Annotated in this window: 19 protein-coding genes; 9 read left to right on the plus strand and 10 right to left on the minus strand. The window is 67.6% G+C overall.

Features of this window, described 5'->3' with window-relative positions; translation table 11 throughout:
• Nucleotides 1-174 precede the first annotated feature (174 nt).
• The 4 genes from G8760_RS01790 to G8760_RS01805 all read left to right on the plus strand — a co-directional run bounded on the left by G8760_RS01790 (nt 175) and on the right by G8760_RS01805 (nt 5,006).
• A complete protein-coding gene (locus tag G8760_RS01790) occupies nt 175-1,686 on the plus strand; it encodes a sugar ABC transporter ATP-binding protein (RefSeq protein WP_166345747.1) in 1,512 nt (503 codons plus the stop codon).
• Nucleotides 1,683-2,687, plus strand: a complete 1,005-nt coding sequence (locus G8760_RS01795; protein WP_166345750.1) for an ABC transporter permease — start codon at nt 1,683-1,685, stop codon at nt 2,685-2,687. Before G8760_RS01790 ends, G8760_RS01795 begins: the two co-directional genes overlap by 4 nt.
• A complete protein-coding gene (locus G8760_RS01800; protein WP_166345753.1) occupies nt 2,684-3,658 on the plus strand; it encodes an ABC transporter permease in 975 nt (324 codons plus the stop codon). The genes G8760_RS01795 and G8760_RS01800 overlap by 4 nt, the downstream gene beginning before the upstream one ends.
• Before the next feature lie 94 nt (nt 3,659-3,752).
• Nucleotides 3,753-5,006, plus strand: a complete 1,254-nt coding sequence (locus G8760_RS01805; RefSeq protein WP_166345756.1) for a Gfo/Idh/MocA family protein — start codon at nt 3,753-3,755, stop codon at nt 5,004-5,006.
• 63 nt (nt 5,007-5,069) lie between these two features.
• Here the strand turns inward: G8760_RS01805 and G8760_RS01810 are convergent, their stop codons facing one another.
• Both G8760_RS01810 and G8760_RS01815 read right to left on the minus strand, forming a co-directional pair.
• A complete protein-coding gene (locus G8760_RS01810; protein ID WP_166345759.1) occupies nt 5,070-6,035 on the minus strand; it encodes a threonine ammonia-lyase in 966 nt (321 codons plus the stop codon).
• Between the two features lie 51 nt (nt 6,036-6,086).
• Nucleotides 6,087-6,800, minus strand: a complete 714-nt coding sequence (locus tag G8760_RS01815) for a GntR family transcriptional regulator (RefSeq protein WP_166345762.1) — start codon at nt 6,798-6,800, stop codon at nt 6,087-6,089.
• 135 nt (nt 6,801-6,935) lie between these two features.
• Between G8760_RS01815 and G8760_RS01820 the strand changes: the two genes are divergently transcribed.
• Nucleotides 6,936-7,961 (plus strand): mannonate dehydratase, encoded by a 1,026-nt coding sequence (locus G8760_RS01820; RefSeq protein WP_166345765.1) that lies wholly within the window; start codon nt 6,936-6,938, stop codon nt 7,959-7,961.
• 11 nt (nt 7,962-7,972) lie between these two features.
• Here G8760_RS01820 and G8760_RS01825 read toward each other — a convergent pair whose 3' ends face one another.
• The 4 genes from G8760_RS01825 to G8760_RS01840 all read right to left on the minus strand — a co-directional run bounded on the left by G8760_RS01825 (nt 7,973) and on the right by G8760_RS01840 (nt 12,087).
• On the minus strand, nt 7,973-8,830 hold the full coding sequence (locus G8760_RS01825; RefSeq protein ID WP_166345768.1) for a carbohydrate ABC transporter permease: 858 nt from the start codon (nt 8,828-8,830) through the stop codon (nt 7,973-7,975).
• A complete protein-coding gene (locus G8760_RS01830; RefSeq protein ID WP_343074357.1) occupies nt 8,827-9,672 on the minus strand; it encodes a carbohydrate ABC transporter permease in 846 nt (281 codons plus the stop codon). The genes G8760_RS01825 and G8760_RS01830 overlap by 4 nt, the downstream gene beginning before the upstream one ends.
• 69 nt (nt 9,673-9,741) lie before the next feature.
• Nucleotides 9,742-10,977, minus strand: a complete 1,236-nt coding sequence (locus G8760_RS01835) for an ABC transporter substrate-binding protein (protein WP_166345774.1) — start codon at nt 10,975-10,977, stop codon at nt 9,742-9,744.
• A 21-nt stretch (nt 10,978-10,998) separates the two neighbouring features.
• Complete coding sequence (locus G8760_RS01840; protein ID WP_166345777.1) at nt 10,999-12,087, minus strand: glycoside hydrolase family 172 protein; 1,089 nt, start codon at nt 12,085-12,087, stop codon at nt 10,999-11,001.
• Nucleotides 12,088-12,199: 112 nt separating this feature from the next.
• On the opposite strand from G8760_RS01840, the gene G8760_RS01845 reads away from it, so the two are divergent.
• From G8760_RS01845 to G8760_RS01855, 3 genes are read left to right on the plus strand one after another with little or no spacing between them, the layout of a single operon-like run.
• Nucleotides 12,200-13,360, plus strand: a complete 1,161-nt coding sequence (locus G8760_RS01845) for a DUF4185 domain-containing protein (RefSeq protein ID WP_166345780.1) — start codon at nt 12,200-12,202, stop codon at nt 13,358-13,360.
• A gap of 9 nt (nt 13,361-13,369) precedes the next feature.
• The gene (locus tag G8760_RS01850; RefSeq protein WP_246222443.1) at nt 13,370-15,895 is read left to right on the plus strand and encodes a glycoside hydrolase family 172 protein; all 2,526 of its coding nucleotides are present in this window, start codon (nt 13,370-13,372) and stop codon (nt 15,893-15,895) included.
• A 13-nt stretch (nt 15,896-15,908) separates the two neighbouring features.
• Nucleotides 15,909-19,001 (plus strand): alpha-mannosidase, encoded by a 3,093-nt coding sequence (locus G8760_RS01855; protein ID WP_166345786.1) that lies wholly within the window; start codon nt 15,909-15,911, stop codon nt 18,999-19,001.
• A gap of 508 nt (nt 19,002-19,509) precedes the next feature.
• Here the strand turns inward: G8760_RS01855 and eno are convergent.
• Nucleotides 19,510-20,781: a phosphopyruvate hydratase gene (gene eno / locus G8760_RS01860; protein WP_166345789.1), complete on the minus strand. Its 1,272-nt coding sequence runs from the start codon at nt 20,779-20,781 to the stop codon at nt 19,510-19,512.
• A complete protein-coding gene (locus tag G8760_RS01865; protein ID WP_166345792.1) occupies nt 20,778-21,845 on the minus strand; it encodes a phosphotransferase family protein in 1,068 nt (355 codons plus the stop codon). The genes eno and G8760_RS01865 overlap by 4 nt, the downstream gene beginning before the upstream one ends.
• A 92-nt stretch (nt 21,846-21,937) precedes the next feature.
• On the opposite strand from G8760_RS01865, the gene G8760_RS01870 reads away from it, so the two are divergent.
• The gene (locus tag G8760_RS01870) at nt 21,938-22,735 is read left to right on the plus strand and encodes an SDR family NAD(P)-dependent oxidoreductase (protein ID WP_166345795.1); all 798 of its coding nucleotides are present in this window, start codon (nt 21,938-21,940) and stop codon (nt 22,733-22,735) included.
• A gap of 57 nt (nt 22,736-22,792) precedes the next feature.
• On the opposite strand, the gene G8760_RS01875 is transcribed toward G8760_RS01870, so the two are convergent.
• Together G8760_RS01875 and cobT are read right to left on the minus strand one after the other, a co-directional pair.
• A complete protein-coding gene (locus G8760_RS01875) occupies nt 22,793-23,584 on the minus strand; it encodes an adenosylcobinamide-GDP ribazoletransferase (protein WP_207781918.1) in 792 nt (263 codons plus the stop codon).
• Nucleotides 23,585-23,593: 9 nt separating this feature from the next.
• Nucleotides 23,594-25,222 (minus strand): nicotinate-nucleotide--dimethylbenzimidazole phosphoribosyltransferase, encoded by a 1,629-nt coding sequence (gene cobT, locus G8760_RS01880; RefSeq protein WP_166345798.1) that lies wholly within the window; start codon nt 25,220-25,222, stop codon nt 23,594-23,596.
• Nucleotides 25,223-25,254 lie beyond the last annotated feature (32 nt).

Genomic DNA, 25,254 nt, shown 5'->3' on the forward strand with positions numbered 1-25,254 from the left:
CCCCCCCCCCCAGCGGTGATCGTCGCCCGATTCGTGCCCTTCCGCTCGGTGATCGTCGCCGGGATTCGGTCGCTATAGCGTCCCAGTCCCGGCGACGATCACCCACGGCTAGGGCAGAAAAACGGCGACGATCACCGGGGGTGGTGGCAGTGACCAGTTGAGAGGAGCTCCGGATTGGCGTTGCTGGAGATGAACGGCGTGCGCAAACGGTTCGGCGGGGTGCTCGCCCTGGACGACGCGTCGTTGTCCGCCGCGGGTGGAGAGGTGCATGCCCTGCTGGGCCCCAACGGCTCCGGCAAGAGCACCCTGAACAAAACACTCACCGGCGTGGTGGTTCCGGACCGGGCCAGCATCACCATCGACGGCTCACCGGTCGCGATCCACGGCCCGCGGGATGCGCACGCCCACGGAGTCGCCGCTGTGTACCAGCAGTTGAGCGTGGTCGATGACCTGACCGTCACCCAGAACGTCGTCCTAGGTCTGGAACCCACCCGACGGCTCGGTCTTCTCGATCGCCGTGCTGCCCGCACGGTGGCCGCCGAGGTCCTGACCCGGTTTTCTCCGGCCTTCGCCGGCTCGGTGCCCTACGACGCTGCGGTGGGGGCGCTCTCACCGGGTGAGCAGCAGATCGTGGAGATCTGCAAGGCGCTGGCCCGCCGCCCACGCATCCTCGTACTGGACGAGGCCACCGCCTCGTTGCACAAGGAACAGGTCCACGTCCTCTTCGAGGTGGTCCGGGAGTTGCGGGACAGCGGCGTGCTCGTGGTCTTCACCTCGCATCGGATGGACGAGGTCTTCGCGCTGTGTGACCAGGCGACGGTGCTACGCAACGGCCGCACCGTCGGCACTATCGCCCTGGCCGATGCCACGGAAGACCAGCTGGTCCACATGATGGTGGGCGACGTCGAACGCCGCGAGGAAGCCCGCCGCAGCCACGCATCCGATCGGACCGTGCTACAGGTCCGTGGCCTCACCACGCAGCGGCTGCGCGACGTCTCGTTCTCCGTCGCCCAGGGGGAGGTGCTCGGCCTCGGCGGACTCCAGGGCCAAGGCCAGTCCGACCTGTTGTTGGCCATGTTCGGCGCCGCGAAGATCCATGCCGGTGAGGTTCTGTACGACGGCGTACCGCTGCCGCTCACCTCACCGGTCAAAGCCGCCCGCGCCGGTGTGGCTTTGGTACCTGGCGACCGTGGCCGCCAGGGCATGTTCGCCGTGCGGCCCATCCAGGAGAACCTGTCGATCGCGAGTATGCACCGACGCGCCACAGCTCGGCTCGCGCTGAGCCAGCGGGCCGAACGGCGCGCGGCCCGCGGCATCGTCGAGCGGCTCAACATCGTCATCGGTGGCCTCGCCGACCGGATCTCCACCCTGTCCGGTGGCAACCAGCAGAAGGTCGTCATCGGCAAGTGGCTGCTCAATGAACCTCGGGTGGTCCTCCTCGACGACCCCACCAAAGGTATCGACATCACCGCCAAAGAGGAGGTATACGCCATCATCCGGGAACTGGCCGACTCCGGTGCCGCGGTGGTGTTCAACTCCAGCGACAACCGCGAATTGTTGGAGATGAGCGACCGCGTACTCGTCCTGTTCGAGGGTGGCGTCGTCGACGAGTTGACCGACGCGCAGGTGACTGAGGAGGACCTCGTCGCCAGCGCGTTGCGGCTCGAAGCTGGGGAGACGTTATGAACCCCGCGCCGCCCGGCACCCGCGAACCTGCCCCGGCTACCCTCGCCCACTGGTGGGGCCGGCTACGGGACATCCAGGTCTCGGGGACCGCCACGGTGGCGATGCTGGTGGTGGTGATCGCCGTCAACGTCGCCCTACAACCCAACTTCTTCGACCAGTACGCCCTCACGTCGAACTTCGCCACCTTCGTGCCACTGGTGGCGATCGCGGTGGGCCAGACCATCGTCGTCCTCAGCGGCGGCATCGACCTGTCGCTCGGTGCCCAGGTGACGCTAGCCAGCGTGGTCACCGTGCAGCTCACCGACGGCGAACTGGGCAATCTGCCGCTGGCGCTGACCGCGGGCCTCGGCGTCGGCGTCGCGTGTGGCCTGTTCAACGGGCTGGTCGTCGTGGTGGCCCGGCTCCAGCCGATCGTGGCGACCTTTGCCACCAGCTTCGTCTTCTCCGGACTAGCACTGGTAGTGCTGCCCCGGCCGGGCGGGACCATGCCGTCGGAGTTCACCTCCGGCTACCGCGACTCCGTTCTCGGCGTTCCCGTGGCATTACTCGCCATTCTGGCGATCGCCGCCGGATGGTTGCTGCTGCGCCGGCACCGCGTCACCCGCCACATCTATGCGGTGGGTGGCAACGCCGAGGCGGCTTTCGCCTCTCTCGTGCCCGTGGCCCGGACCCGGATCACCGCGTACGTCATCGCCGGGATGTTCGCCAGCGTCTCCGCCTTCGCCATCCTCGCCAACACCGGCGCCGGCGACCCGTTCATCGGCAACGAACTCACACTCACGTCGGTGGCCGCGGTGGTCATCGGCGGAACGGCGTTGCGCGGTGGTCGTGGGGGCGCGATCGGCTCGATCCTGGGCGCCATCATCCTCGCCCTCGTGTCGAACATCGTGTTCTTCGCCGACGTCCCGTCCACCTACCGGCAGCTGGCCAACGGGTTGGTCGTGATCCTGGCTCTGGCGCTGGCCGGAATCCCGGCGCTGCAGAAGCGGAGGTCAGCATGAACACCCCCGTCATCAGCTCGCTGCGCCCCCCGAAGGTGCTGAGCCCGGTGGTGCTGGCCGCAGGGTTGGCGATCGCACTTCTCATCGTCGGGGAGATCGTCTCCCCCGGCTTCGCCGGTCACGGCCAGATCGTGAACATGCTGCGGGTCTCGGCCTTCCTGGGGATCATCGCCATCGGGCAGACCATCGTCATCATCTCCGGTGGTGAAGGGATCGATCTGTCCGTCGGCAAGGTCGCCACGTTCGCCGCGATCATCGGCTCCCGGGTGATGGACGGCGACAACACCAAACTGCTGCCCGCGTTGACCTTGGCGCTCACCGTCGCCGCCGCGATCGGGTTGTGCAACGGGCTTGGGATCACGTACCTGCGGATCCCACCGTTCGTCATGACTCTCGGCATGATCGGCGTGGTCCAAGGGCTCATTCTGGCGTACACGAGCGGTCAGGCACACGGCCGGGCGGCGCCGTTCCTCACGTCGCTCGTCAACGGCAAGGTGATCTTCGATCTGCCCGGGCTGCTGTTTCTGTGGCTGCTCCTGGCGGTCGCCGTCACGTGGATGCTCCGCCGCACCACGTACGGCTGGCAGCTGTTCGCCGTCGGCGCCAACCGGGTATCCGCCCGGTTGTCCGGCATTCCCGTGCGCCGCACGGTGATCCTCGCCTATGTGCTGTCCAGCGTGTTCGCCGGGCTAGCCGGCATCCTCCTGCTCGGCTACACGGAGTCGGTGTTCCTCGACCTCGCCGACCAGTACATGCTCCCGTCGATCGCGGCTGCCGTCATTGGCGGCACCCTGTTGGCGGGTGGCATCGGTGGCTACGCCGGAACCGCCATCGGCGCCGTCGTGCTGACCGTCCTCCAGAGCCTGCTCATCACCCTGGAGATCAGCGCCGCCGGGCGTACGGTGATCAACGGACTGGTGCTCATCGTCCTGCTCTCGCTGTACGGGCGGCAGCGGCGGCTACGAACGTGACGGCGCGCCCACGGCTCCGTCCAGACGTCGTCCCGCCTCGCCACAACTCCACTCACGACGTCCACCACGACACACAAGGAAAGAGAGATCAGCAGTGGTAGAGAACAGCCAGCGGCTCGGTGTCGGCCTGGTCGGCGCCGGATTCATCGGGAACTTCCATGCGACGTCGTGGACCGGAGTCCGAGACGCCGACATCGTCGCGGTGAGCAGCCGGACCCTCGAAGCCGCCCAACAGCTCGCCGGCCGCTGCCGTGACCTTCGGGTCGGGGACGCCCGGGCCTACGCCGACGTCCGCGAGCTGGTCCGCGACCCACGCGTGGACGCGGTGTGGGTACTCGTGCCCAACCACGTCCGGATCGACGTCATCGAGGCGATCACCGACGAGGTGACGTCCGGGCGCGCCGACCTTGTCGGCATCGCCGTGGAGAAGCCGCTGGGACGCAACCTCGCCGAGGCCCGCCGGGTCCTCCAGCTTGTCGAGGATGCAGGTCTGCTGCACGCGTATCTGGAGAACCAGGTCTACGCCCCCTCCGTGACCCGCTCGCACGATCTATTGTGGACCCGAGGAGCGGCCCTGGCCGGCAGTCCTTACCTGGCTCGATGCGCCGAGGAACACAGCGGTCCGCACGCCGCGTGGTTCTGGGACGGGACACAACAGGGCGGCGGAGTGCTCAGCGACATGTTGTGCCATTCGGTGGAGGCCGGGCGGTACCTGCTGACCCCACCCGATCGGGATCATTCGTCCTGGCTGACGCCGAAAGCGGTATCCGCTCAGATCGCTTCATTGAAGTGGTCGCGCCGCCGGTACGCTGCCGAGCTCGCCTACCGGTACGCGGGTGCGGTCGACTACACCCGAACGCCGTCCGAGGACTACGCCCACGCCACCATCAGCTTCGAGAACGGCGACGGCGACGAGGTCATCGTCGAGGCGACCACGTCGTGGAGCTTCGTTGGTGCCGGACTACGGCTGACATTCGAGCTGCTTGGGCCCGAGTACTCGATGAGTGCGAACACGCTGAACACCGAGGCCCAGCTGTTCCTCGGCCGGAGGCTGATTACCCCGGAAGGGGAAGATCTGGTCGAGAAACAGAGTGCCGAGCAGGGGCTCATGCCGCTGGTGTCGGACGAATCGATGACCTACGGCTACACAGCGGAGAACCGCGAGGTCAGCGCCGATTTCCTCGCTGGTCGTCAGCCACGGGAGAACCTCCGGCACGGCGTTGAGGTCACAGAGCTATTGATGGCCGCTTACCTGTCCGCACAATCGGGTGAGACGGTGCGGTGGCCGGTAGACGACCTCGAGTCGTTCATACCCGACGTGGCGAAGGGAACCTGGAAGCCGCGTTGATCAGGCTGACCTCGGGGCTGTAGGCGATCGACGGGCCCGGGCGTTGCCACCGTCACGACGTCGTCAGCTCCGATGCGCGACCACCCGGCTCAGCTCCATCTCACTGGCGTTGGCGCCAGTACACATCACCGCCACCCGGCGGCCGGCGAACCGCTGAGGAAATGCCAGCAGCGCAGCAACGGCCGCAGCTCCGGCGCCTTCGGCCAACGTGTGCGCATCACGCAGCAGCAGCCACTGAGCGTGTCTGATGGTGTCGTCGTCGACCAGCAGGAAGTCGGCCAGCTGGCTCCGCATGATCTGCTGGGTGAGCTCGAATCCAGAGCCGGTGGCAAGACCTTCCGCGCTGGTCTGGTTGGGGCGGTTGACGATCTCACCGGATCTCCAGGAGTCGTGGGCGCCCGGTGATCCGGCCGCCTGCACGGCGACAATCTCACAACCAGGGGCGACGGCCGCTGCCACCAGGCATGCCGCGGCGGCGCCGCTGCCGCCACCCACCGGCACGACGACGACGTCGAGATCTGGGTTTTGCTCGAAGACTTCCAGGTACGCGGTGCCAACGCCCGCGATCAGCTCCGGTTCATTAGCCGCGCTGACCAGGCGGGCACCACGCTCGGCAGCGATCTTATCGGCGGCTTCCCAGGCACCCTCGAAGGTGGCACCAGCTTCCACGACTTCGGCCCCCAGCGCCCGGACGGCCGCCGCCTTGGCGGGGTTGGGGTTCTCCGGCATCACGATGAGGCAGGTGGCACCGGCCCAGGCCGCGGCGTAGGCCAGCGATTGTGCGTGGTTGCCGGTGGAGTACCCGACAATGCCGCGGGCACGCTCGTCGGGCCCCATCCCGGCCAGCAGGGTCAGCCCTCCGCGGACTTTGAACGCCCCGGTGGGCTGCACGTTCTCGTGTTTGACGAATACTTCCGCGGCGGTCACCGTCGCGGATAGGGCGGCATACGACCACATAGGTGTTGGAGGTAGCAGTCCATTGAGCACCCGCCGGGCCCGGAACACGTCACTGATGGTGGGTACGTACATGCCCTCTACCATGACAAGCTTCCATCAATAGGTCTATGCGCCGGTACCGCTCTACTCCTCGCTGAAATAGTCCGGGAAACGCTCCTCGAGCGGCTTGAGGGCGTCGAGGGCGAGCTGAAGATGGTGCCGTAAGACCTGCTCCGCGGCCGGAAGGTCTTTGGCCACGACGTGGTCGACGATGGCGCTGTGCTGGGCCCGCAACTCCTGCAGGTGGCCGGGATCGGGCATGGGCAGCATCCGGACCCGGTCCAGGTGTGCCTTGGCCGATGACACGATGGGCCAGATCTTCGGGTGCCCGCCGATCTCCAGCAACGTGCGATGCAGGTCTTCATCTGTGGTGAACCACTGCTGCAGGTCACCCTGCTGTTCGGCATCTTCCTGCTCGGCCAGGATGCGGCGCAACTTCCGCTCCCCCTCCGGCCCAATACGTTCCACGGCGTGCGGCAACGACGCCAGCTCCAGGGTTTCCCGGATGAAGCGAACTTCGATCACGTCCTGCACGCTGATGCGCGACACGAAAGTGCCGAATTGGGGAACCACCTCAACCAGCCCCTCATCGGCGAGCCGGATCAGCGCCTCCCGCACCGGTGTGCGGCTGACCGCATATTGTGCGGCCAGCTCGTTCTCCGAGAGTGCCTGACCGGGAAGCAACTCCAGCGAGACGATAGCGCGTCTGATCAGCTGGTACACCTGCGCACGGGTGCTGGCTCCGCGTAATGCGCCGACCTGAGCTCGTCGCGAGGCTCCTAGAGCGCGTACCGCCATAGGTGGATCCTAACCGTTCATGCCGATGAATGCTTGTATGCTAGGATACCATGACGTGGTGGGCAGCATGAACGATCAATGTGACGCGCTAGGGACGCCGCCGCCGATCCCCACTCCCTGGGTTGAGGAGGTGTCGTGAGCATCCGGTTGGCATTGGGCCATATCGAGCAGCTCGACGATGACGTGGTGACCTTCGGCCAGCAACTCGGGCTCACCAGCGTTCACCTGCACACACCTGGCGATCTCAGCGGCACGGACGGATTCTGGACCGCGGATGAACTGCTTGGGCTCCGGCACCGGTGTGAGGACGCGGGATTGGTGCTGGAGGCTATTGAGAACGTCCCCTACGCCCACTGGGACAAGGTGCTGCTCGGCCTGCCTGGCCGGGACGCACAGCTGGAGAATTACTGTCGCACCATCCGCAATATGGCCGCGGCCGGGATCACCACACTTGGCCACCACTTCCTTCCCGGATACGTGTGGCGCACAGATCTGCGTGCCTCGGGCCGCGGCGGCGCGCTCGTCACGGCCTATGACGAAAGCCGAGTGGCCGAAGGCAACGCCCTGACCGGTTACAAGCTGACTCCACCGGCACCGGTGGAACACCCGCTGACTGCCGAGCAGATGTGGGAGAACTATCACGTCTTCCTGACCACCGTCCTCCCAGTGGCCGAGGAGGTAGGAGTGCGACTCTCGCTGCATCCGGACGATCCCCCCACCACACTCGCCCTGGGCGGCATCGCCCGTATCTTGTCCAGCCCTGAGGGGCTGGAGCGGGCGTACGAGCTCTCGGGCGGCAGCCCGGCCTGGGGTCTGACCCTCTGCCTTGGCTCGGTCTCGGAGATGGCCGGCGCCCAGAGCGTCGAGCGAGTCATCGACTTCTTCGGCCCCCGCAACCGGATCAGCTACGTGCACTTCCGCGACGTGCAGGGCACCGTGCCCAAGTTCGAGGAATGTTTCCTCGGCGAAGGAAACCTCGACCCGGCGGCGGTCCTGCGTCGGCTGGCCGCCACCGGTTTCGACGGCTTCCTCATCGATGATCATGTTCCGGCGATGCTCGGTGACCCCGACACCTGGGCAGACACCTCGTCGGCGGCCTACTGCAGCCGTGGCCGCGCCCACGCGATGGGTTATCTGCAGGGGCTGTTGGCCGCGCTCTGACCACCAGGTGCTCACGTGGTGTCGCGCAACTGCCCCAACGACAGACCCTGACGGAACAGCCGCTGGGCGACCAGGAACAACACGATGGTCGGCAGGGACATAATCAGACCCCCCGCCAGCACCGCCGTGGGCGCCGCCCCGCTGTACATCCCTTGCAGCCCTACCAGCGCGGTCATCGCTGGCCGCACACCGCTGGACTGGGTGAGCGTCAGCCCCATGAGCAGGTCGTTCCACACTCCGACAAACTGCAAGATGAAGATCGCACCCAGGGCGGCCTTGGCCAGTGGCAGGTAGATCCGGAAGAAGATAGTTAATGCGTGGGCGCCGTCCATCGTGGCGGCCTCGAACATCTCGTACGCGACGCCGGTGAAGAAGTTCCGCATCACAAAGGTCGCGAACGGCACGTTGAGCGCCAGATGGATGAGGATCATCCCGGCCCTGGTATCGAACATCCCGGTCCACGCGTATCCGAGAAACAGCGGGGCCAACAGCATCTGCAACGGCACAATGGTCCCGGCGAAGATGACCATGAACCAGACGAAGCCGTACTTCAGCCGGAGCGCGATGATGGCGAAACCCGCGGCGGCCCCCACCAGGATCGCCAGCGCTGGCGCCACGGTGGCATAAAGCAGCGTGCTTGCCGCGCCGGACGCCAGGTCCACCCGGCCCCAGGCGTCGGCGATGTTGTCGAACAGGCCGATCCGCAGGCTGGGGACCCACGCGTTCGCGGTGCTGTACTCGTCCAGCGGCTTGGCCGCATTGATGATCAGCAAGTAGGTGGGAATCAGCCAGAGCACGGACAGCACACCGAGTACGGTGTACTTGGCGATACTCCCGGGACGCACCACAAGTCCAGCTGCTCTGGTCATCGCACCTTCTCCGGCCGCTCGGACAGCTGCCGCCGCAGATAGGTCATCGCGGCGATGAAGGTCAACGCGGTGAGGAAGACCGCGATCGCGGCCCCCATGCCGAAACGCTGCATGGAGAACGTCTCCCGGTACATCGTCACCGCCAGCGTCTCCGAACGCCGACCCGGACCACCTTCGGTCATGGTCCAGACGATGTCGAAGGTCTTGAGGCTGGCCACAATCGACAACCCGACGACGACGGTGGTCAAGGGCCGTAGTAGGGGCCAGGTGATGTGCCGGAACAGCTGCCACGGCCCGGCCCCGTCCATCCGGGCCGCTTCCAGGGCCGACTTGGGAATCGACTGCAGCCCCACCACGAACAACAACGCGTTGACCCCGACGGCCTGCCAGGACGCCGCCGCGATCATCGTGAATGTGTTGATCGGCGCATCGATCATGAACCGGGTAGCCGCACCGGGAAGGCCGAGGAAGTCCAGCATCTGGTTGATGGCGCCGTGAGTCTGGAGCAGGAAACCGAAGACAACACCGATCCCAACCCCGGACAGTGCGTACGGCAGCAGGAACGGCAGCCGCAGCCAGGTGCCGAACCGGTGGTTGTAGGTCAGCACCGCGATCAGCAGACCCAGCGCAACCGGCACCAAGATGGTGCCGAGCACCCAGATGACGGTATTGCGCAGGGAGATGGTGAAGTTCGGATCGTCGAACATGGCGGCGTAGTTGTCCAGCCCGACGAACTCCGGCGCGCCGAGGCCGCGATACTCGGTAAAACTCAGCAACGCCGCCCACAGAAACGGCAGGTAGAGCAGGACGGCCGCCACGATCACCGCGGGCGCGACAAACATCCGCGCCGTGGCCTGACTGGTGATGGTGGTCGGGCGGCCGCCACGCACTGAGGTAGCGGGTGCCCTCATCTACTCGGACCAGTGCTGTTCGTGTACTCGCTGAATCTGTTCGAGGTAGTCCATCGGGTCGCCGAGATCGGCCATGAACGCGTCGAACTGCTCCATCGCTACGGTTGATACCTGCGGCGGCGACGCCTCGAAGTACCGATTGTGGATGCGGTGACCAGTAGCGATCTGGTCGGACACCTCAACCAGCCGTGGATCGGCGGCCTCGGCGTTCGGGTTGTAGGACATGCCGTTTCGCGCGACGGTGAACTCGGTCTGCGCTTCGGGCTGCATCCACCAGCGCAGCACCTCCTGTGCCGCGTCGGCGTTGCGAGCAGCTTCCGCCTGGCACAGTGGGCCGAGTTCCACGACGACGGAGGTCTCGGACAAATCCGGGTTGATGCTGGGCATCACGAAGACGTCGTAATCCTCGCCGGAGGTCAGCTCCAGTCCATTCAGCGGCCCGTGGAACCAGGTGCCGAACGGCTGCATCGCCACCACTCCGTCCCGCATCATCTCCGCCGGGCCGATCTCCACACCGGGTTCGATGGTGTAGCCGCCGGCCGCCAGTTCCCGCCACAGCTCCATCACCTCGACCACCTCGGGGTCGGTGTAGTTGGCGGTGCCGTCGGCCAGCCCCTCGTAGACGTCGGGATACATGCCGAGCATCAGCTGCTGGAACCAGACGAACGAGAAGATCCCGCCGGGCAGGCTGAAGGGGATCTGGCCGTCGGCGAGCAGGGTATCGGCTATCCGCATCAGCTCGTCCCACGTCTGTGGTGGCTCGAAACCGTACTCGTCGAAGATGGGGACGCTGTAATACATAACCCAGTAGTCAGAGAGCAGAGGCACACAGTACGTCGCGCCGTCGATCTCGAAGAACGATCTAATGTCGGCTGGCACGTCACCGTCGGCTATCGCAGCGTCCCAAAGGTGGCCGGATTCAGCGACCAGCCCCTCCTCGACCAACTCGGCCAACGGACCGCCGGTGTGCCAGGTGAACAGGTCGGGCCGTTGGTCGGTGAGGAACGACGAGCGGATGAACGAGTCATAAGCCGCGTCGTCGGCGTATCCAACGACGTTGAGCTCGGTGCCCAGGGTTTCCTGGGACACGGCGGAGACCGCGGCGAACTCAGCCTCCCACTGCGCTTTGTCGTGGTAAAAACCGACGACACCGTCTGTCTCGCCACCGCCTCCGCAGGCAACCAGGAGCATTGCGGCTGCCACAAGCGGTGGGATGGTGCGGCGTGTTCGCTTCATGGGCGTGAACCACCTTCACCTTCAGATGACCTCTAGTTGGTCGGGATCCGGATAATCGGGAAACTGCGGCGCTGGCAAGGTCTGGTACCAGAACGCGACCGACGCGATGTCGTCGGTCAGCGGCAGGTACCGGCTCCCCCGGCGCCAGCCCAGCGCCTGGGTGGTGACCCGGAGGTCGGAAGAGAACCGCACTGGGTCGGTGACGTGCCACCGGTACAGACCGAATCGGCTTTGGGTCCGGTTGGGGTCGCTGCCGTCTGGCAGGAGAACGGTGGGCATCCCGGCGTAGGGCGTGGTGTAGGCCTGGTACCGGCCGTTGACATGGAAGCACCACGCACCACCGAAGTAGTCCTCGGTCCCGGTTCCACAGATGGTGGGGTGCTCGGCATCACCGTCGAGATAGAACTTGACCTCCCCCTCACCCCACCAGCCGTCGTTGCGGACGCCCCACGCCATCGCGGTACCGACGTAGTGGCCCTGTCCGGTGACGCCGTCGAGGATGGTGTGTACCTCGCGGTACGGCAACGGGTTGCTCCGCCGGAACTGGGCGTGGAAGTAGCCGGCGTCGGCTGGGACCTCGGTCAGCTGGTAGTTGATCTGATAGAAGAAGATCGCGTCGTCACTGGTGAGGTTCTCGACGGTGATCCGGCACCGGGCTTGGAACGGCATCTCCCAGTAGGCGTTGAATCCGTTGGCTGGATTGACGCACACCGCCAGCGACGAGATCTGCGCGAACGTTCCCCACCCGGAGGCGAAGAAGTCGCCCAACGGCACTTCTACCGACGGCCGATCCGACCCGTCCCAGTAGATCCGTAACGTAAGTAGACGGGTGGGGGCCGTTGTGGTCATCCAGATCTGCTGGATGGAACCGGGCCCGGCAATATCGGCTACCTCGAAGGTGGCTCCAGGGCTGATCGACACACAGGGGCTGATCTTCCAGCCCGGTCCGAGGTCACGAGCGGCGTCGGCACCCATACCGGTGGTGGCGCGGGCCCCACCACCCTTTTCCCCCGTGGGATTCTCCGCCGAGATGGACCGTGAGCGCGCATCCGACAGCCGATAGAGGTTGCCGAGGTGAGTTCCGAGCCCGCTGCTGTGCCCATCTGTCATGACCACTCCCGCTCGCGCTATTAGTGTTCTACCATACCAGTATGTAACAGCTCCCTCACATAGCCGCAACCCTCGGTTCACCTACCGACTCCGACCACAGGAGGCGCTCGACATGGCTCACCCGGGACGACGACGGACCCGCGGCAGGCTGGCCAGCCTGGCCGCTCTCACCCTCACCGCATCCCTCATCACGGCCACGGCCTCGGGAAACACCGCTTCGCCGGCAAAAGAGCTCAGCTGCGGGTTCGGCCCCCGCCCGCTGCCGGCCCAGCCGGCGCAGCCGGACGAGGAGTTCTGGGAACTGTTCGAGCAGTACGGTCCCGGCTGGACCGGCGCGGACAGTACCTACTCGGTGCTACTTCCGGACGGCCGCACCGCATGGCTGTTCTCCGACACCTTCCTGGGGGCGGTCAATCCGGATCGGTCCCGCCCGGACGACGGCGTACATCTCGTCAACAACTCGATCGTCGTCCAGGACGGCGACGAACTGACCACTCTGGTCGGTGGCACCCTCGACGAACCCGAGTCGCTGTTCATCCCAACCGACGGGTCATCGTGGTACTGGGTGTACGACGGCGTGGTCGAGGACGACGAGTTGCAGATCTTCCTCATCAAGTTCACCCGGTTCGGCGACGGTATGTGGGACTGGGAATGGTCCGGAACGGACGTCGCGACGCTCTCGCTGCCCGACCTCGAGATTCAGGAGTTCGTGCCACTCGAGGTGGACAACGGCATCCAGTACGGCGCCTACGTGCTGCCGCACCGTGACTACACCTACATCTACGGCATCGAGGATCGTGGCGTGCCCAAACTCGGCCACGTTGCCCGGGCTCCCCGCGGCGAGGTACTCGCCCAGGACGAGTGGGAGTACTTCACCGGGAGCGGATGGTCGGCCGACCCCGCGGCGACCGCTCCGTTCCTGGGCGACTCGATCGCCAACGAGTACAGCGTCACCCCGATGCGCGGAGGGTACGTCCTCATCACGCTGGACACCTCGGTGCCGCTCGACGAGTGGCGCGACGTCGTCGCCTACTACTCGTGCAGCCCGGAAGGTCCGTGGACCAAACGCACCGTCATCTACGAGGCCCCCGAAGCCGACGACCCAGAACTGTGGCCGTACAACGCACACGCCCACCCGCAGTTCACCAAGAACGGCCAGTTGCTGATCTCTTACAACGTCAACACCACGGACTTCTTCTCGTTGTGGGACGACGCCGACCGGTATCGGGCTCGGTTCATCCGGGCCGACCTACCCGGCGTCTGGCGACACTAGGCGCCGGTGATGGTGCGTAGAGGAACGGCGGCCACCGCAGTCGCCCTCGGGACGGTGCTCGTGGCGGCGCTCACGGCGGTACCAGGCACCAGCGTCACGAGTGCTCCGCCCGACGTGCCGGGTTCACCGACACCAGCGTCGAAGGGTCCGGTCGGGTGGGACGTCTACCGACAGCTCGACCGGCTCCCGGAACTGACCACCGGCGTCGACACCCGGCAGTTCTCGAGCTTCGACCGGACCGGCGGGAACGACGACGGCTTCTTCGGGACCTACTCCTGCCTGGACATCGATAACGAAGGCCGGTGTGTCATCGCCGACCACTCCGGGCCGGGCGAAGTGCAATCGATCTGGTCCACGCGCGGCTTCTTCGGCGACTCCGGCGACGTCAGCGAGACCGGGACCATCCGTGTCGAACTGGACGGGGAGGTGGTCCTGGACGCGCCGTTCCAGGACGTCGTCGACGGTGTCCTCGGGCCACCGTTCGTCCACCCACTGGTGGCCAACACCGACCAGACCTCCGGTGGAGTGTACGTGCGGGTGCCGATGCCGTACCGGACCTCAATGCGCATCAGCACCGAGCACAATTCCAGCTTCTACCACGTGAGTTACCGTGTGTTCGGGGACCCGGCGGGTGTCGAAACGTTCGATCCGACCGACGAGGCCACCGACGTCCTCGACGTCCTACAGAACTGGGGCACCGCGGATCCCAAGCCGGACCGACGCCGGTCACGGTCGGCGGAATCGGCCCCTACCACACTCGCACCGGGTGAGTCCGTTGTGCTCGCCGACCTGCGCGGCCCAGGAACGGTGGACGAACTGGAGCTGCGGCTACCCCACCTCATCAGTCCGGAACTCGGACAACAGGTCACCGACGACGGCCGGGCGTTCCTCGACGGCAGCCGCTTCACCATGGCCATTGATCCCGCCAACGACGGCGTGCTGCTGACTCGGCGCCTGGACGCGAACGTCGGTGAACAGCGGGCAACGATCTCCGTCGACGGTGAACCGGTGGCCGAATGGGAGCCACTGCCATCGAGCGGCGGGGGCCAGTGGGCCGACCAGACCGTCGAACTGCCGGCAACCGCCACGGCCGGCAAGTCCGAGATCACCATCGAGAACACCTTCGTGTCGTCGAACGGCGACGTCAACGAGTTCAGCTACTGGGCAGACTCACTGGTGGGCGGTTCCCCGGTCCGCACCGACGAGCTGTCCGTGGGTATCCGCTCGCTCGCCGACGAAGCCGCACACGGCTACGAGATCGACGGGCAGTCGTGGCAAGGGGTGCGGACCTTCCGATATCCGGCGCCCGAGCAGGACCTCGAGCCGGTACTGGCCACCGACGAGATCCTGGCCGATGTCCGGGTCCGGATCAGCTTCGACGGTCAGCAGACCGTCGACGCACCGCTGGGCGAGTTCTTTGGCACCGGCCTAGGGCTCTATCCCGTTCGGTCGCTGTTCTTCGCCGTTGACCCTGTCGAGCGGACATTCACCTCGTGGTGGCCGATGCCGTTCCGCTCGCGCGCGGTGGTCGAGTTGGTCAACGACTCCGAACACATCGTCGAAGATCTCGACGCCGCACTCCGGTGGCGGCTCGCGCCGGCCAACACCCGCGGGCTGGGCCCCCGGGGCGAGCTCGGACATTTCCACGCCACGTCCCGGCACGGTGAGACGGTGCCGGGCGAGGACTGGGTGTTCCTCGACACCACCGGCCGCGGCACCTTCGTCGGCGCCACCCACACCATGGAAGGGCTGGCCACCGAGGTTCCGCTGCGCAACTATCTCGAGGGTGACGAACGGGTCTACGTCGACGGCACCCGGACCCCACAGCTGCATGGGACCGGCACCGAGGACTTCTACCAGGGCGGCTGGTACTTCCTGCACGGCCCGGTCTCCCTGCCGTTCAACGGTGCGCCCGCCCACGAGCTACGCGACTTCGGCTGCGTCAACGAGTGCGACAGCGCATATCGCCTCATGATCGGCGACGCGGTCCCGTTCGGTTCGTCCTTGCGCTTCGGGATCGAGGTCGGCCCCGGCAACGACGTCCCGGCCGTCTACAGCTCCACCGCGTTCTGGTACGGCCGCCCCGAACCGGCGCTGACCGTCACCGACGTGCTCGACGTGGGTGTTCCCGCCAGCGAGGACGACCACGCCTACACCTCAGCCGATCCGGGTGAACCGGTGGAGTTGACCAGCGTCTTCGAGGGCGACGCCGACCACATCGAGGTCACTGACGTCGGGCGGGCTACCACGGCGCCGGTAGCGTTCCGGCTCGCGGTGTCACGCGACAACGACGGTGTCGTCCTGCGCCGACGGTCGGACCAAGAGCACGCGTACCAGGCCGCCCGGGTGTTCGTCGACGAGTCCTTCGTCGGCATCTGGCGGCAACCGCTCGGCAACGGAACTCAGCGGTGGCTGGAGGACCGGTTTATGGTGCCGGCCGATTTCACCGCGGGCCAACACGAGATCGAGGTGCACCTGGAGCCGCTAGGCGACGCACCATCCTGGCACGCCGCACGTTACGAAGCACTGTCTTAGGCACGGAGGGTAGATGGACATCGATACCGCACTCGACCGCCTTCGCACGGCGGCCGATCAGATCCGCTCGGGCTGGACGCCACCACGATGGCACTGGCGCCGGCCGGACGGCACCGAGAGTGAGATCGCCGGCTTCGCCGATCTCGATCTCGCACCCGGCACCTGGCAGGAAGTGCGGGCGCCGATGAACCTTCCATCGCGGCTGCATGGGGTCGATCTGAGCGGCGACACCCTCCAGGTGCGCGCCGAGAGTATCTTCCCGATCCGAATCAGCCTCGACGGTGAGCAGCTGGTCAACGAGGGCCGCCCGGCGCTGGCCACCGGGCCGGTGCTCATTGATGCCGGAAAGGTGCACGCCGACGGCAACGGCACCCTCCAGGTCGAGATCCTGCGCCCGGCCAGCCACGGTGCGGGTCCGGCGTGGGCCAACTGGTTCAGTGTCCACATCACAACGCCCCGGCTGCAGGAGCGGTTCGAACTGCTCGACGTGGCCTGGTCCCGTCTCCTGCTGGCCCGAGAGGTGGCCGCCGACGCCGCCGAACTGGCTCATTGCGAACGGGCCGCCGCGCTGGTGCCCGAGCAGCTAGCCGAGCTCGCCGACCACGAGCTTCACGCCGTGCTCTCCGGGCTAGCGGAGACGCTCGCACCGCTGGCGGCGGCTGCGTCCCGGGTGCCGGTGCACGTCGTCGGGCATTGTCACATCGATCTGGCTTGGCTGTGGACGTGGGAAGAGACCAGGGAGGTGATCAAACGGGACCTGCGCAGCGTGGTCGGGATCATGCGGGACTATCCGGAAGCCACCTTCACCCACAGCCAACCAGCCGGATACGAAGTAGTCCGCCACGACGAACCCGAGCTGTTCGCCGAGATCCAGCGGCTGGTCCAGGACGGCCGCTGGGAGCCGGCAACAATCCAATGGGTCGAGGGTGATACCCACCTCGCCGGTGGTGAAGCCATGGCCAGCCAGCTTCTGGAGGGAGTGGCCTACACCAAGGAACACCTGGGGGTATCGCCGCGCGTATTCCTCGCACCGGACACCTTCGGGCACAGCGCGAACCTTCCACAGCTCGCCGCATCCGCCGGCGCCCAGGTGTACTACCACCATCGCGGCAATCCCGGCGGACGGCACGGTCGATGGCCCGCCTACTGGTGGGAGGGCATCGACGGTACCCGCCTGCTGTCCGTGTCGACGGTTACCTACAACGGCGAGTTCACCGCCCAGGGTGTCGCCGAGGCCGCGGTGGAGGCGATCCGGGCGGGGGTATCGGCGGCATTGTTGTTCGTTGGTGTCGGCGACCACGGCGGTGGCCCAACCCGCGAGGGACTCGACCGGCTGCGACGCATCGGACGGGCAGGCGGGCTCCCTCCGGCGTTCTGCTCAACCATCTCCGCCTACGCCGAAGCGGTCCGCACCGACCAGCTGCCCGTGCACCGCGGCGAATCACCGCCAATTTTCGAGGGCTGCTACACCACCCACGCCGATGCCAAACGGACCAACCGGGACGGTGAGAACCTCCTGACGACCGCGGAGACCGTGGCGGCGCTGGCTCGGCTGGATCGACCTTCTGGTCTGACCTCGGCCTGGCGCGACCTGTGCTTCCACCAATTCCACGACATCCTCCCGGGCTCGGCGATCCACGAGGTCTACGAACACACCGCACGCGACCACGCCCGGCTGGCCGAGACCGCAGGTGCCGTCGTCGAGGACGCCTTGGCCGTCCTACACGCCGGACATCCGGCCGGGGCCATCGCCGTGACCAACCCGCTGGGACACGATCGCACCGACGTGGTGACGGTGGCCGGGCTCAACACCGGTGATGCCCGCGCGGTGACCGTCGTCGGCGCGGATGGCACCACCACCCCTGGTCAGGTCACCGGGGAAGGGGTCACGTTCGTCGCCCGAGTGCCGGCCTTCGGCACCACGTCGTACACGCTGAGTTCAGTGGATACCGCGGATTCCGGCGCTGCCGAATCAGCGGCCGGACCGCAGGTCCGACCGGAGGGTGGAGCAGCCGGATCGCCCCGTTACTGGCGGGTGGAGACCCCGCACTTCACCGCCGCGATCCGCGCCGACTCCGGGATCATCACATCGTTCGTCGACCGCCGGGCCGACCGGGAGCTGGTGGCTTTCGGTATGCAGCGCATGAGCGACTACATCGACGCGGCCCGGCCGGACCTCGGATTGAACGTGCTGCAGGTGGTGGAAGAGCGGCCACACGCGCTGTCGGCGTGGCAGTACGCCGAAGTGGGTGCCGAACACACGCTGGTGGACGGAGCGCGCACCGAACTGATTGAGGCTGGACCGGTGCGGGTTGTGCTCCGAGTACGGCACACCTTCCGCGCGTCGACCGTCGTCGAAGACATCACCTTCTACCGCGACTTGCCCCGGGTGGACCTCGCCCTCCAGGTCGACTGGCAGGAACCAGGTGGACCGGAGCACGGAGTGCCCAACCTCAAACTCGCGTTCGCACCCGATCTCGACGAGGTGGAAGCCTGGTATGAGGTCCCGCACGGCGCCGTGCGGCGCCGGTCCAACGGCCAGCAGGTGCCGGCGCAACGGTGGGCCGACTTGGATGATGAAGGCTACGGAGTGGCCGTACTCAACGACGCCATATACGGTCACGACGCGCTCGGCGCCCGGCTGCGGCTCACCCTGCTGCGGACCGCCTACGAGCCCGACCCCCGCAGCGACCAGGGTGAGTATGTGTTCCGCTGCTCGCTGGTCCCCCACCTTGGCGACTGGCGCCAGGCCGGCATTCCGGCCGCGGCCGCCGGGTTCAACCAGCCCTTGCTGGTGCGGCTGGTGTCCCGTGCCGACGCCCCTGCTGGAGGTGGCTGGCGGCCCCGCGTCGAAACCACGGGTGTGGTGACGACGGCCCTGCGCGTGGCTAGAGACGGCAGCGGTACGGTGATCCGACTCGTCGAAGCCGCCGGCCAGAGGACCCCGGTTCAGCTCCGTGGCTTGCCGGCTGGCGCATCGGTCTGGCGGGCGGACGTGACCGAACACCGGCGGGTGCTCGCTGGCACCGGGCCGGAGGTATCGCTGATGTTGCGGCCATGGCAAGTCGACACCATCGTCGTTGACCCACCCCGCTTGTGCACCTGATCTCCGTTTTGTCACCTGATCTTTCGCACCGGGGTGATCAGATGCGCGGCGGTGCCGACCGCCAGTATCGGATGTGGTGATACCGCATCTGATCTTTCCCCTGTGTGGACCTGCTGGCTCAGAATTGCGGATGGACGGCTCAGACGCCGCCTATCCGCAATTCTGAGCCAGCAGGTTCAAGGCGCGTAACCACGCACCGTGGGCGACGACCAACCCGTTCCCAAGAGGTCGTCCTGCACGGGACGCTGGCACACGATCAACCGTCGTTGTGCGCCAGCCTCGCACCAAGATGCACGCACCCACGCCCCCCATCCGCGGTCACCACCGCGGCTCATAACACCGACGGGCACCGCGCCGGACGATCAGGTGCACAACACGCCCCGAATCGGCCATTCATGCATCTGATCGCCAACCGTCCACATCCCGAGATGCGATCAGATGCACCAACCGTGCCGTCGTCCGCGGTCAACACGTCGCCACCCGCATCTGATCACCCCGGCGCAAAAGATCAGGTGACAAAACGGAGATCAGGTGCACAACTGGCTTCGATCTCCAGCAGCCGGTTCCACTTCGCCGTCCGCTCCGAACGGGTGGTGGAGCCGACCTTGATCTGGTCGGCCCGCCACCCCACGGCGAGGTCGGCCAGCCAGTGATCCTCGGTGTCGCCGGACCGTGCCGACACAACCACCTGGTATCCGAGCCGGCGCGCGGTGGCGACGGTTTCCGCGGCCCGGCTGAGGATGCCCCGCTGATTCGGCTTGATCAGCACGGACGTACCTACCCCGCGCCGCGCCGCCTCGGCCACGCGGTCGGCGGCGGTAGAGAACAGGTCGTCGCCGACGAGCTGCGTGCCGCGCAGCCGCCGGGTGGCCTCCGCCCATCCGTCCCAGTCTTGGTCGTGGAGTGGGTCTTCGATACTGACCACTGGATACTTGGCGACCCAGCCGGCCAACTCGTCGATCAAGCCGGCCGCGTCCAGACGGCGGCTCTCGGCGGCCAGCCGATACGACGAGCCATCCCACAACTGGTTCGCGGCGACGTCGACAGCTAGCGCCGCATCGTGCCCAGGTTCCAATCCCGCGGCCTCGATCGCCTCGGTCACCAGGCCGAGGGCCGCGGCATTGGAAGGCAACTGAAGTCCCAAACCACCCTCGTCGGCGACGAGCGTAGTCACCAGACCACGCCGCTCCGCCAGAGCTGCCGCCTGCCGACGAACCCGCCAGGCCCATTCGATGGCGGTACGGAACGAACCTGCCCTCAAAGGCATCACCAGGACGTCCTGGATGTCGACGGCGCCGCCCGCGTGTGCCCCGCCCGAGACGACGTTGACCATCGGGGTGGGCAGGCGGTGCGGCAGACCGCCAGCGAGCAGCTCGTACAACGGGACGCCGGCTGCCCGCGCGCGGGCCCGGTGTGCGGCCACCGACACTCCCAAGGCGGCGTGCACCCCCAGCTCCGCCAGATCGGTGCTCGGGTCCCAGGATTCCAGCACGGCGTCCACCTCCCTAGCCGGTACACCGGCCAGGGCGGGCCCGATCTCCTCGATCACAACACGGACCGCACCCGCCACGCCCAGCCCATCCCAGCTCTGGCCACCGTCACGACGCTCCCGAGCGTCGTGGCTGCCGGTCGATGCGCCGGACGGAACGATCGCCCGGCCAGCGGCTCCTCCGGCGAGGACGACGGAGCAACCCAAGGTCGGCGTGCCCCGAGAGTCGAGCGCCTCCCACGCCCGGACGGTCGCGACCGCATCGTCGGCGCCTATCGATGTCTCACTCATCGTTCGTCCACCACCTCGTCCCACGTCTCGTCGAGATCAGTCACGCCGCCGACCAGCCGGCGGCCGAGCTGGCGCACCCATTCGACCGCCGGAGGGTCCAGATAGTCGACGCACGACGTGCCGTCGACCCGCGCCAGCAGGAGGCAGCCGACGTTCCGGGCCAGCTCGACGGCGGGTCCGGCCGCCCGCTCAGCCACCGGCTCGGCGGCCGCTGCCCCCGTGGCCGCGGACGCGGCCGACGCCAGCCCGGCGGCTCGGCGGTGCGCATCGGTAAAAACACCGGCGCTCACCCGCAGCGGATGCGCCATGCGCCGCATCGCCACGGCCTTCAACAGCAGGTGTGTCTGGAGGAACGCGACGTCGAAGACCGGATGGCCGTGATGAGCCACCTCGAAGTCGATCACCCACAGTCCGGACGCCCCGACCAGCACGTTCTTCGGGGAAAAGTCACCGTGGACCAAGCCATGCCGAGCGGACCGTAGAGTGGTCGCCACATCTGCGATCGTCTCGGCCAGGTCGGGATGCCGTTGCGCGACCACCGCGTGGAATGGCCGCAACCGCAGCGCCTCCATGCGGTCCATACCATCGAGCCGGCGCAACACGCCGACGGTGTCGGCGGCGCTGCCGGCGCCGGCCGGCGCAATGGAGGAGGCGCGCCGCCAGGTGCCCAACACCGTGCCGAGGGTCTCGGCGACGACCGGGTGGACGGTGCCGGCCAGGAGGTCCGTCTTCCAGTCCCGCCAATCGGCGGGCGCGGCGGCGATCGCCATCGTGGCGGTGTCCGGGTCGGTGGCCAGCACAGGCGGGACGTACTCCGGCGTGATGCCCGCGACCAGCCGCAATACCTCGGCCTCAGCGAGCGCCCGATCGGCCGAGGCATGCCATTCCACCGGGGTCCGGAGCCGAGCGAGCGCCCGTTTGACGACGATTCTGGTGGAGCCGTCGTCCACGACGACCGTGTCATTGGAGACACCCCCGCCGAGCGGGGCGGCCCTCACTTGCGGCCCGGAAACGAGGCCGAAGGTCCGAACGAAGTCGATGGCCTGCGCCGGCGTGAGCGTCACCCGAGCACCTCCCCAGCCTGGGTCGACGTCGCGAAATCGGGTACTAGCACGCTACCATGTAAGCACGAAGCGCTGAGAGGGTGATGCGACTCATGACCGAGTTCGACGGCAAGGTGGCGTTGGTCACCGGTGGCAGCTCCGGCATCGGGCGGGCGGTCGTGGAGCGGCTGGTCGACGGCGGGGCGACGGTCGCCTATTGCACCAATGACGCAGCTCAGGCCACGAGTTCACAGGCCGAACTGGACGCGGCGGGCCGATCCGCCCACGCCGTCGTCGCCGACGTCGCGAACGCCGCGGATGTGCAGCGCTTCGTCGACGACACGGGCGCCGCGTATGGCGGCATCGACATCGTCGTCAACGCCGCCGGCATCCAACGCTACGGAACCGCGGAGGAGACGTCGGAGGAGACATGGGACGCCGTCCTCGACGTCAACCTGAAGTCTGTGTATCTCGTCGCCCGGTTCGCCGTTCCCCACCTACGAGCCCGGGGTGGCGGAGCGATCGTCAACATCGCGTCGGTCCAAGCCCACGTGGCCCAGCGCGGGGTCGTCGCCTATGTGGCATCCAAGGGCGGCATCGTGTCGATGACCAGAGCGCTGGCCATCGACCACGCCGCCGACAACATTCGGGTCAACGCCGTCTGCCCCGGTTCGGTGGACACACCGATGCTGCGGTGGTCGGCCGGCTTGCATGCCGGTGCGGCCGGCGCGGACGAGTTGGTCGCCGCCTGGGGCCGCAGCCATCCCATCGGCCGGGTGGCGCGGCCGGCCGAGGTCGCCGAGGTCGTTGCCTTCCTGGCCAGCGACCGTGCGTCGTTCATCACCGGAGCCGAGCACCGCGTCGATGGTGGGCTGCTGTCGGCCGTACCCGTGGCGCTACCAGATCCGTGACTCCGGCGCGGCCCCTCGTCCCCATGATCATTGGCTTTTGACTACCGGATCCGGTAGCTAAGAGCCAATGATCATGGGGACGAGGGCGGTGAGACTGGCCGCCAGGGACACTTCGACGACAGCGCCCAGAACGTCGCCGGTCACCCCGCCGAAGCGGCGCACACAGCGCCGGAGCACCACTCCAGTGGCCACGATCGCAGCCACCACGGCCACCGGCACCGCCCACCACGGGACCACATGGGCCCGGTCGGCCACACTCAACACCGCGGCGAGAGCCCCAGTTACGACGATGCACATACCGATCGCGGACAGCCGGCCGACTGATCCGGCCACCGCCGCACCCAGCCCATCGGGCCGCGCCGATGGCACACCACGGACACAGCACACGGCCAGCATCGCCCGCGACACGGTGATCGCAACCCCGAATCCCACCGCCGCCAGTGCCGGACCCGCCTGCGCGAGCTGGGCGGCTGCCGCCACCTGGACCAGCAGGACCAGCACCAACGCCACGGCCCCGGCCGGGCCGGTATCGCCGGTGCGCATCACCGCCAGCGCCCGCTCGCGGTCGTAGGAGGCAGCCAGGCCGTCCGCGGTATCGGCCAGCCCGTCCAGGTGAAAGGCGCGGTCGCCGAGCCGCAACGCCATCACCGCCAGGGCAGCCGCCAGCCACCCACCGGTGCCCACCGTCGCCGACAACCACAGCACTGCCCCGCCGAGCAACCCGAGCAGGCAGCCGGCTACCGGTGCGAGCAGCATCGCCCGACCGGCCACCACCCGGGTCACCTTCCCCGGCGGCGGCACCCGAACCGTGGTGAGGGTGCCGAGGGCCAACCTCCAGGCATCACCCACGGGTGGTGGTCACAGCTCCAGGTCGGCCAGCGCGGCCATCCGGGTGCTGACGGCCACCGCCGATCGGATGGTGGGAAGCGCCGCGAGTGCTCCGGTCCCTTCACCGAGGCGCATCCGCAGATCGACGATGGGCTCCAGGCCGAGGTGATCGAGGGCGAGGGAATGTGCCGGCTCGACCGATCGGTGCCCGGCCAGCCACCAGGCGGCTGCGCCCGGTGTCAGCAACTCCGCCACCAGAGCAGCCGAGGTGACGACGGCGCCGTCGAGAAGCACGGGGGTTCCCTGCTCGGCGGCCCCCGCGAGGAAACCGGCCATCGCGGCGAGATCGGCTCCGCCGATCCGGGCGAGCAAAGCCCCTGGGTCGTCCCGGACGGTCCGAGCCCGTTCGATCGCCGCGGCGACGATCTCCGTCTTGCGGCGCAGGGTGGTGTCGTCGATGCCGGTGCCGCGGCCGGTGACCTTCTGCGCGTCCTGCCCCAGGACGGCCCCGGTCAGCGCCGCGGCCACGGTGGTGTTGCCGATCCCGAGGTCACCAGCGATCAGCAGATCCGCCTGCTGGTCCGCGGCAAGCGCTCGCCCCGCCGCGATGGCCTGCCGGACGTGGTCGGAGCTCAGCGCGTCCTCGGAATCGATCCGACCGGTCCCCCGGCGCACTTTGTGTTCGACGATCTCGGCCGGGAGGTCGGCGAGCTCCGCGTCCACTCCGAGGTCGCGCACCCGCACCGCGGCGCCGTGTTCGGCGGCCAGGGCATTGATGCCGGCCTGTCCAGCGGCCACGGTGCGAACCATAGCCCCGGTGACCGCGGGTGGGTAGGCCGAAACGTCCGCGGCGACACCGTGATCGCCGGCGAACACGGTCACTGCGACCCGCGAGGGCCCGGCCGGGGGAACACGACCCTGCCGTCCGGCGAGCCAGACAGCGATCTCCTCCAGCCGGCCGAGGGAACCCACGGGTTTGGCGAGCCCGTCGATCAGGCTCCGGGCGCGGGTCTCGGCGTCATGGTCGATGGGAGCAGGGACACCGGACCGGACGGTGGCGACGCCGCCCACCGGCGCCGGGTACGCGGCGCCGGCGCCTGGCCAGCGCGGCACCGATGGTGGCGGGAGCTCCAATACCCGGCCCGCCACACACAGGACAACCCGGTCCGTCACGGCGGCCAGCCGCTGGTTGAGCAGACCGAGTTGGTCCCGGAAGAGCCGGCCGGAGCGGGTGGCGGGCACAACCCCGGAGCCGATCTCGTTGCTGACGGCCACGACGTTGGCAGTGGTGGTGCGCCAGGCATGCTCCAGCTCATCGACCGCCGCCTCCACCGCCAGGAAGGGAGGTTGACCGTCATCGTCCCAGGCCCCGGCCTCGTCGAGCACCACCGATAGCCACAACGCCAGGCAGTCGACCACGACCGTACCGGTGGCCGCCCGCAGCACGGATGCGACGTCGGTGGTCTCGACCGTCGTCCAGCCGGCCGGCCGGCGCTGCTGGTGCCGCGCGACCCGATCGGCCCATTCCGCGTCACCCGGCCGGTGTCCCGCGGTGGCGACATACGTGACGGAGGCCGCGCCGGCCCGTTCCCGGGCCCACTCCTCAGCCAGCGCCGACTTACCCGAACGCGCTCCTCCGAGCACAAGCAGCTTGTCCATGACCGTTCCCTTCGGCCACCAGCGGAGGGAGA

Source organism: Phytoactinopolyspora limicola, from assembly GCF_011320225.1.
Classification (GTDB): domain Bacteria; phylum Actinomycetota; class Actinomycetes; order Jiangellales; family Jiangellaceae; genus Phytoactinopolyspora; species Phytoactinopolyspora limicola.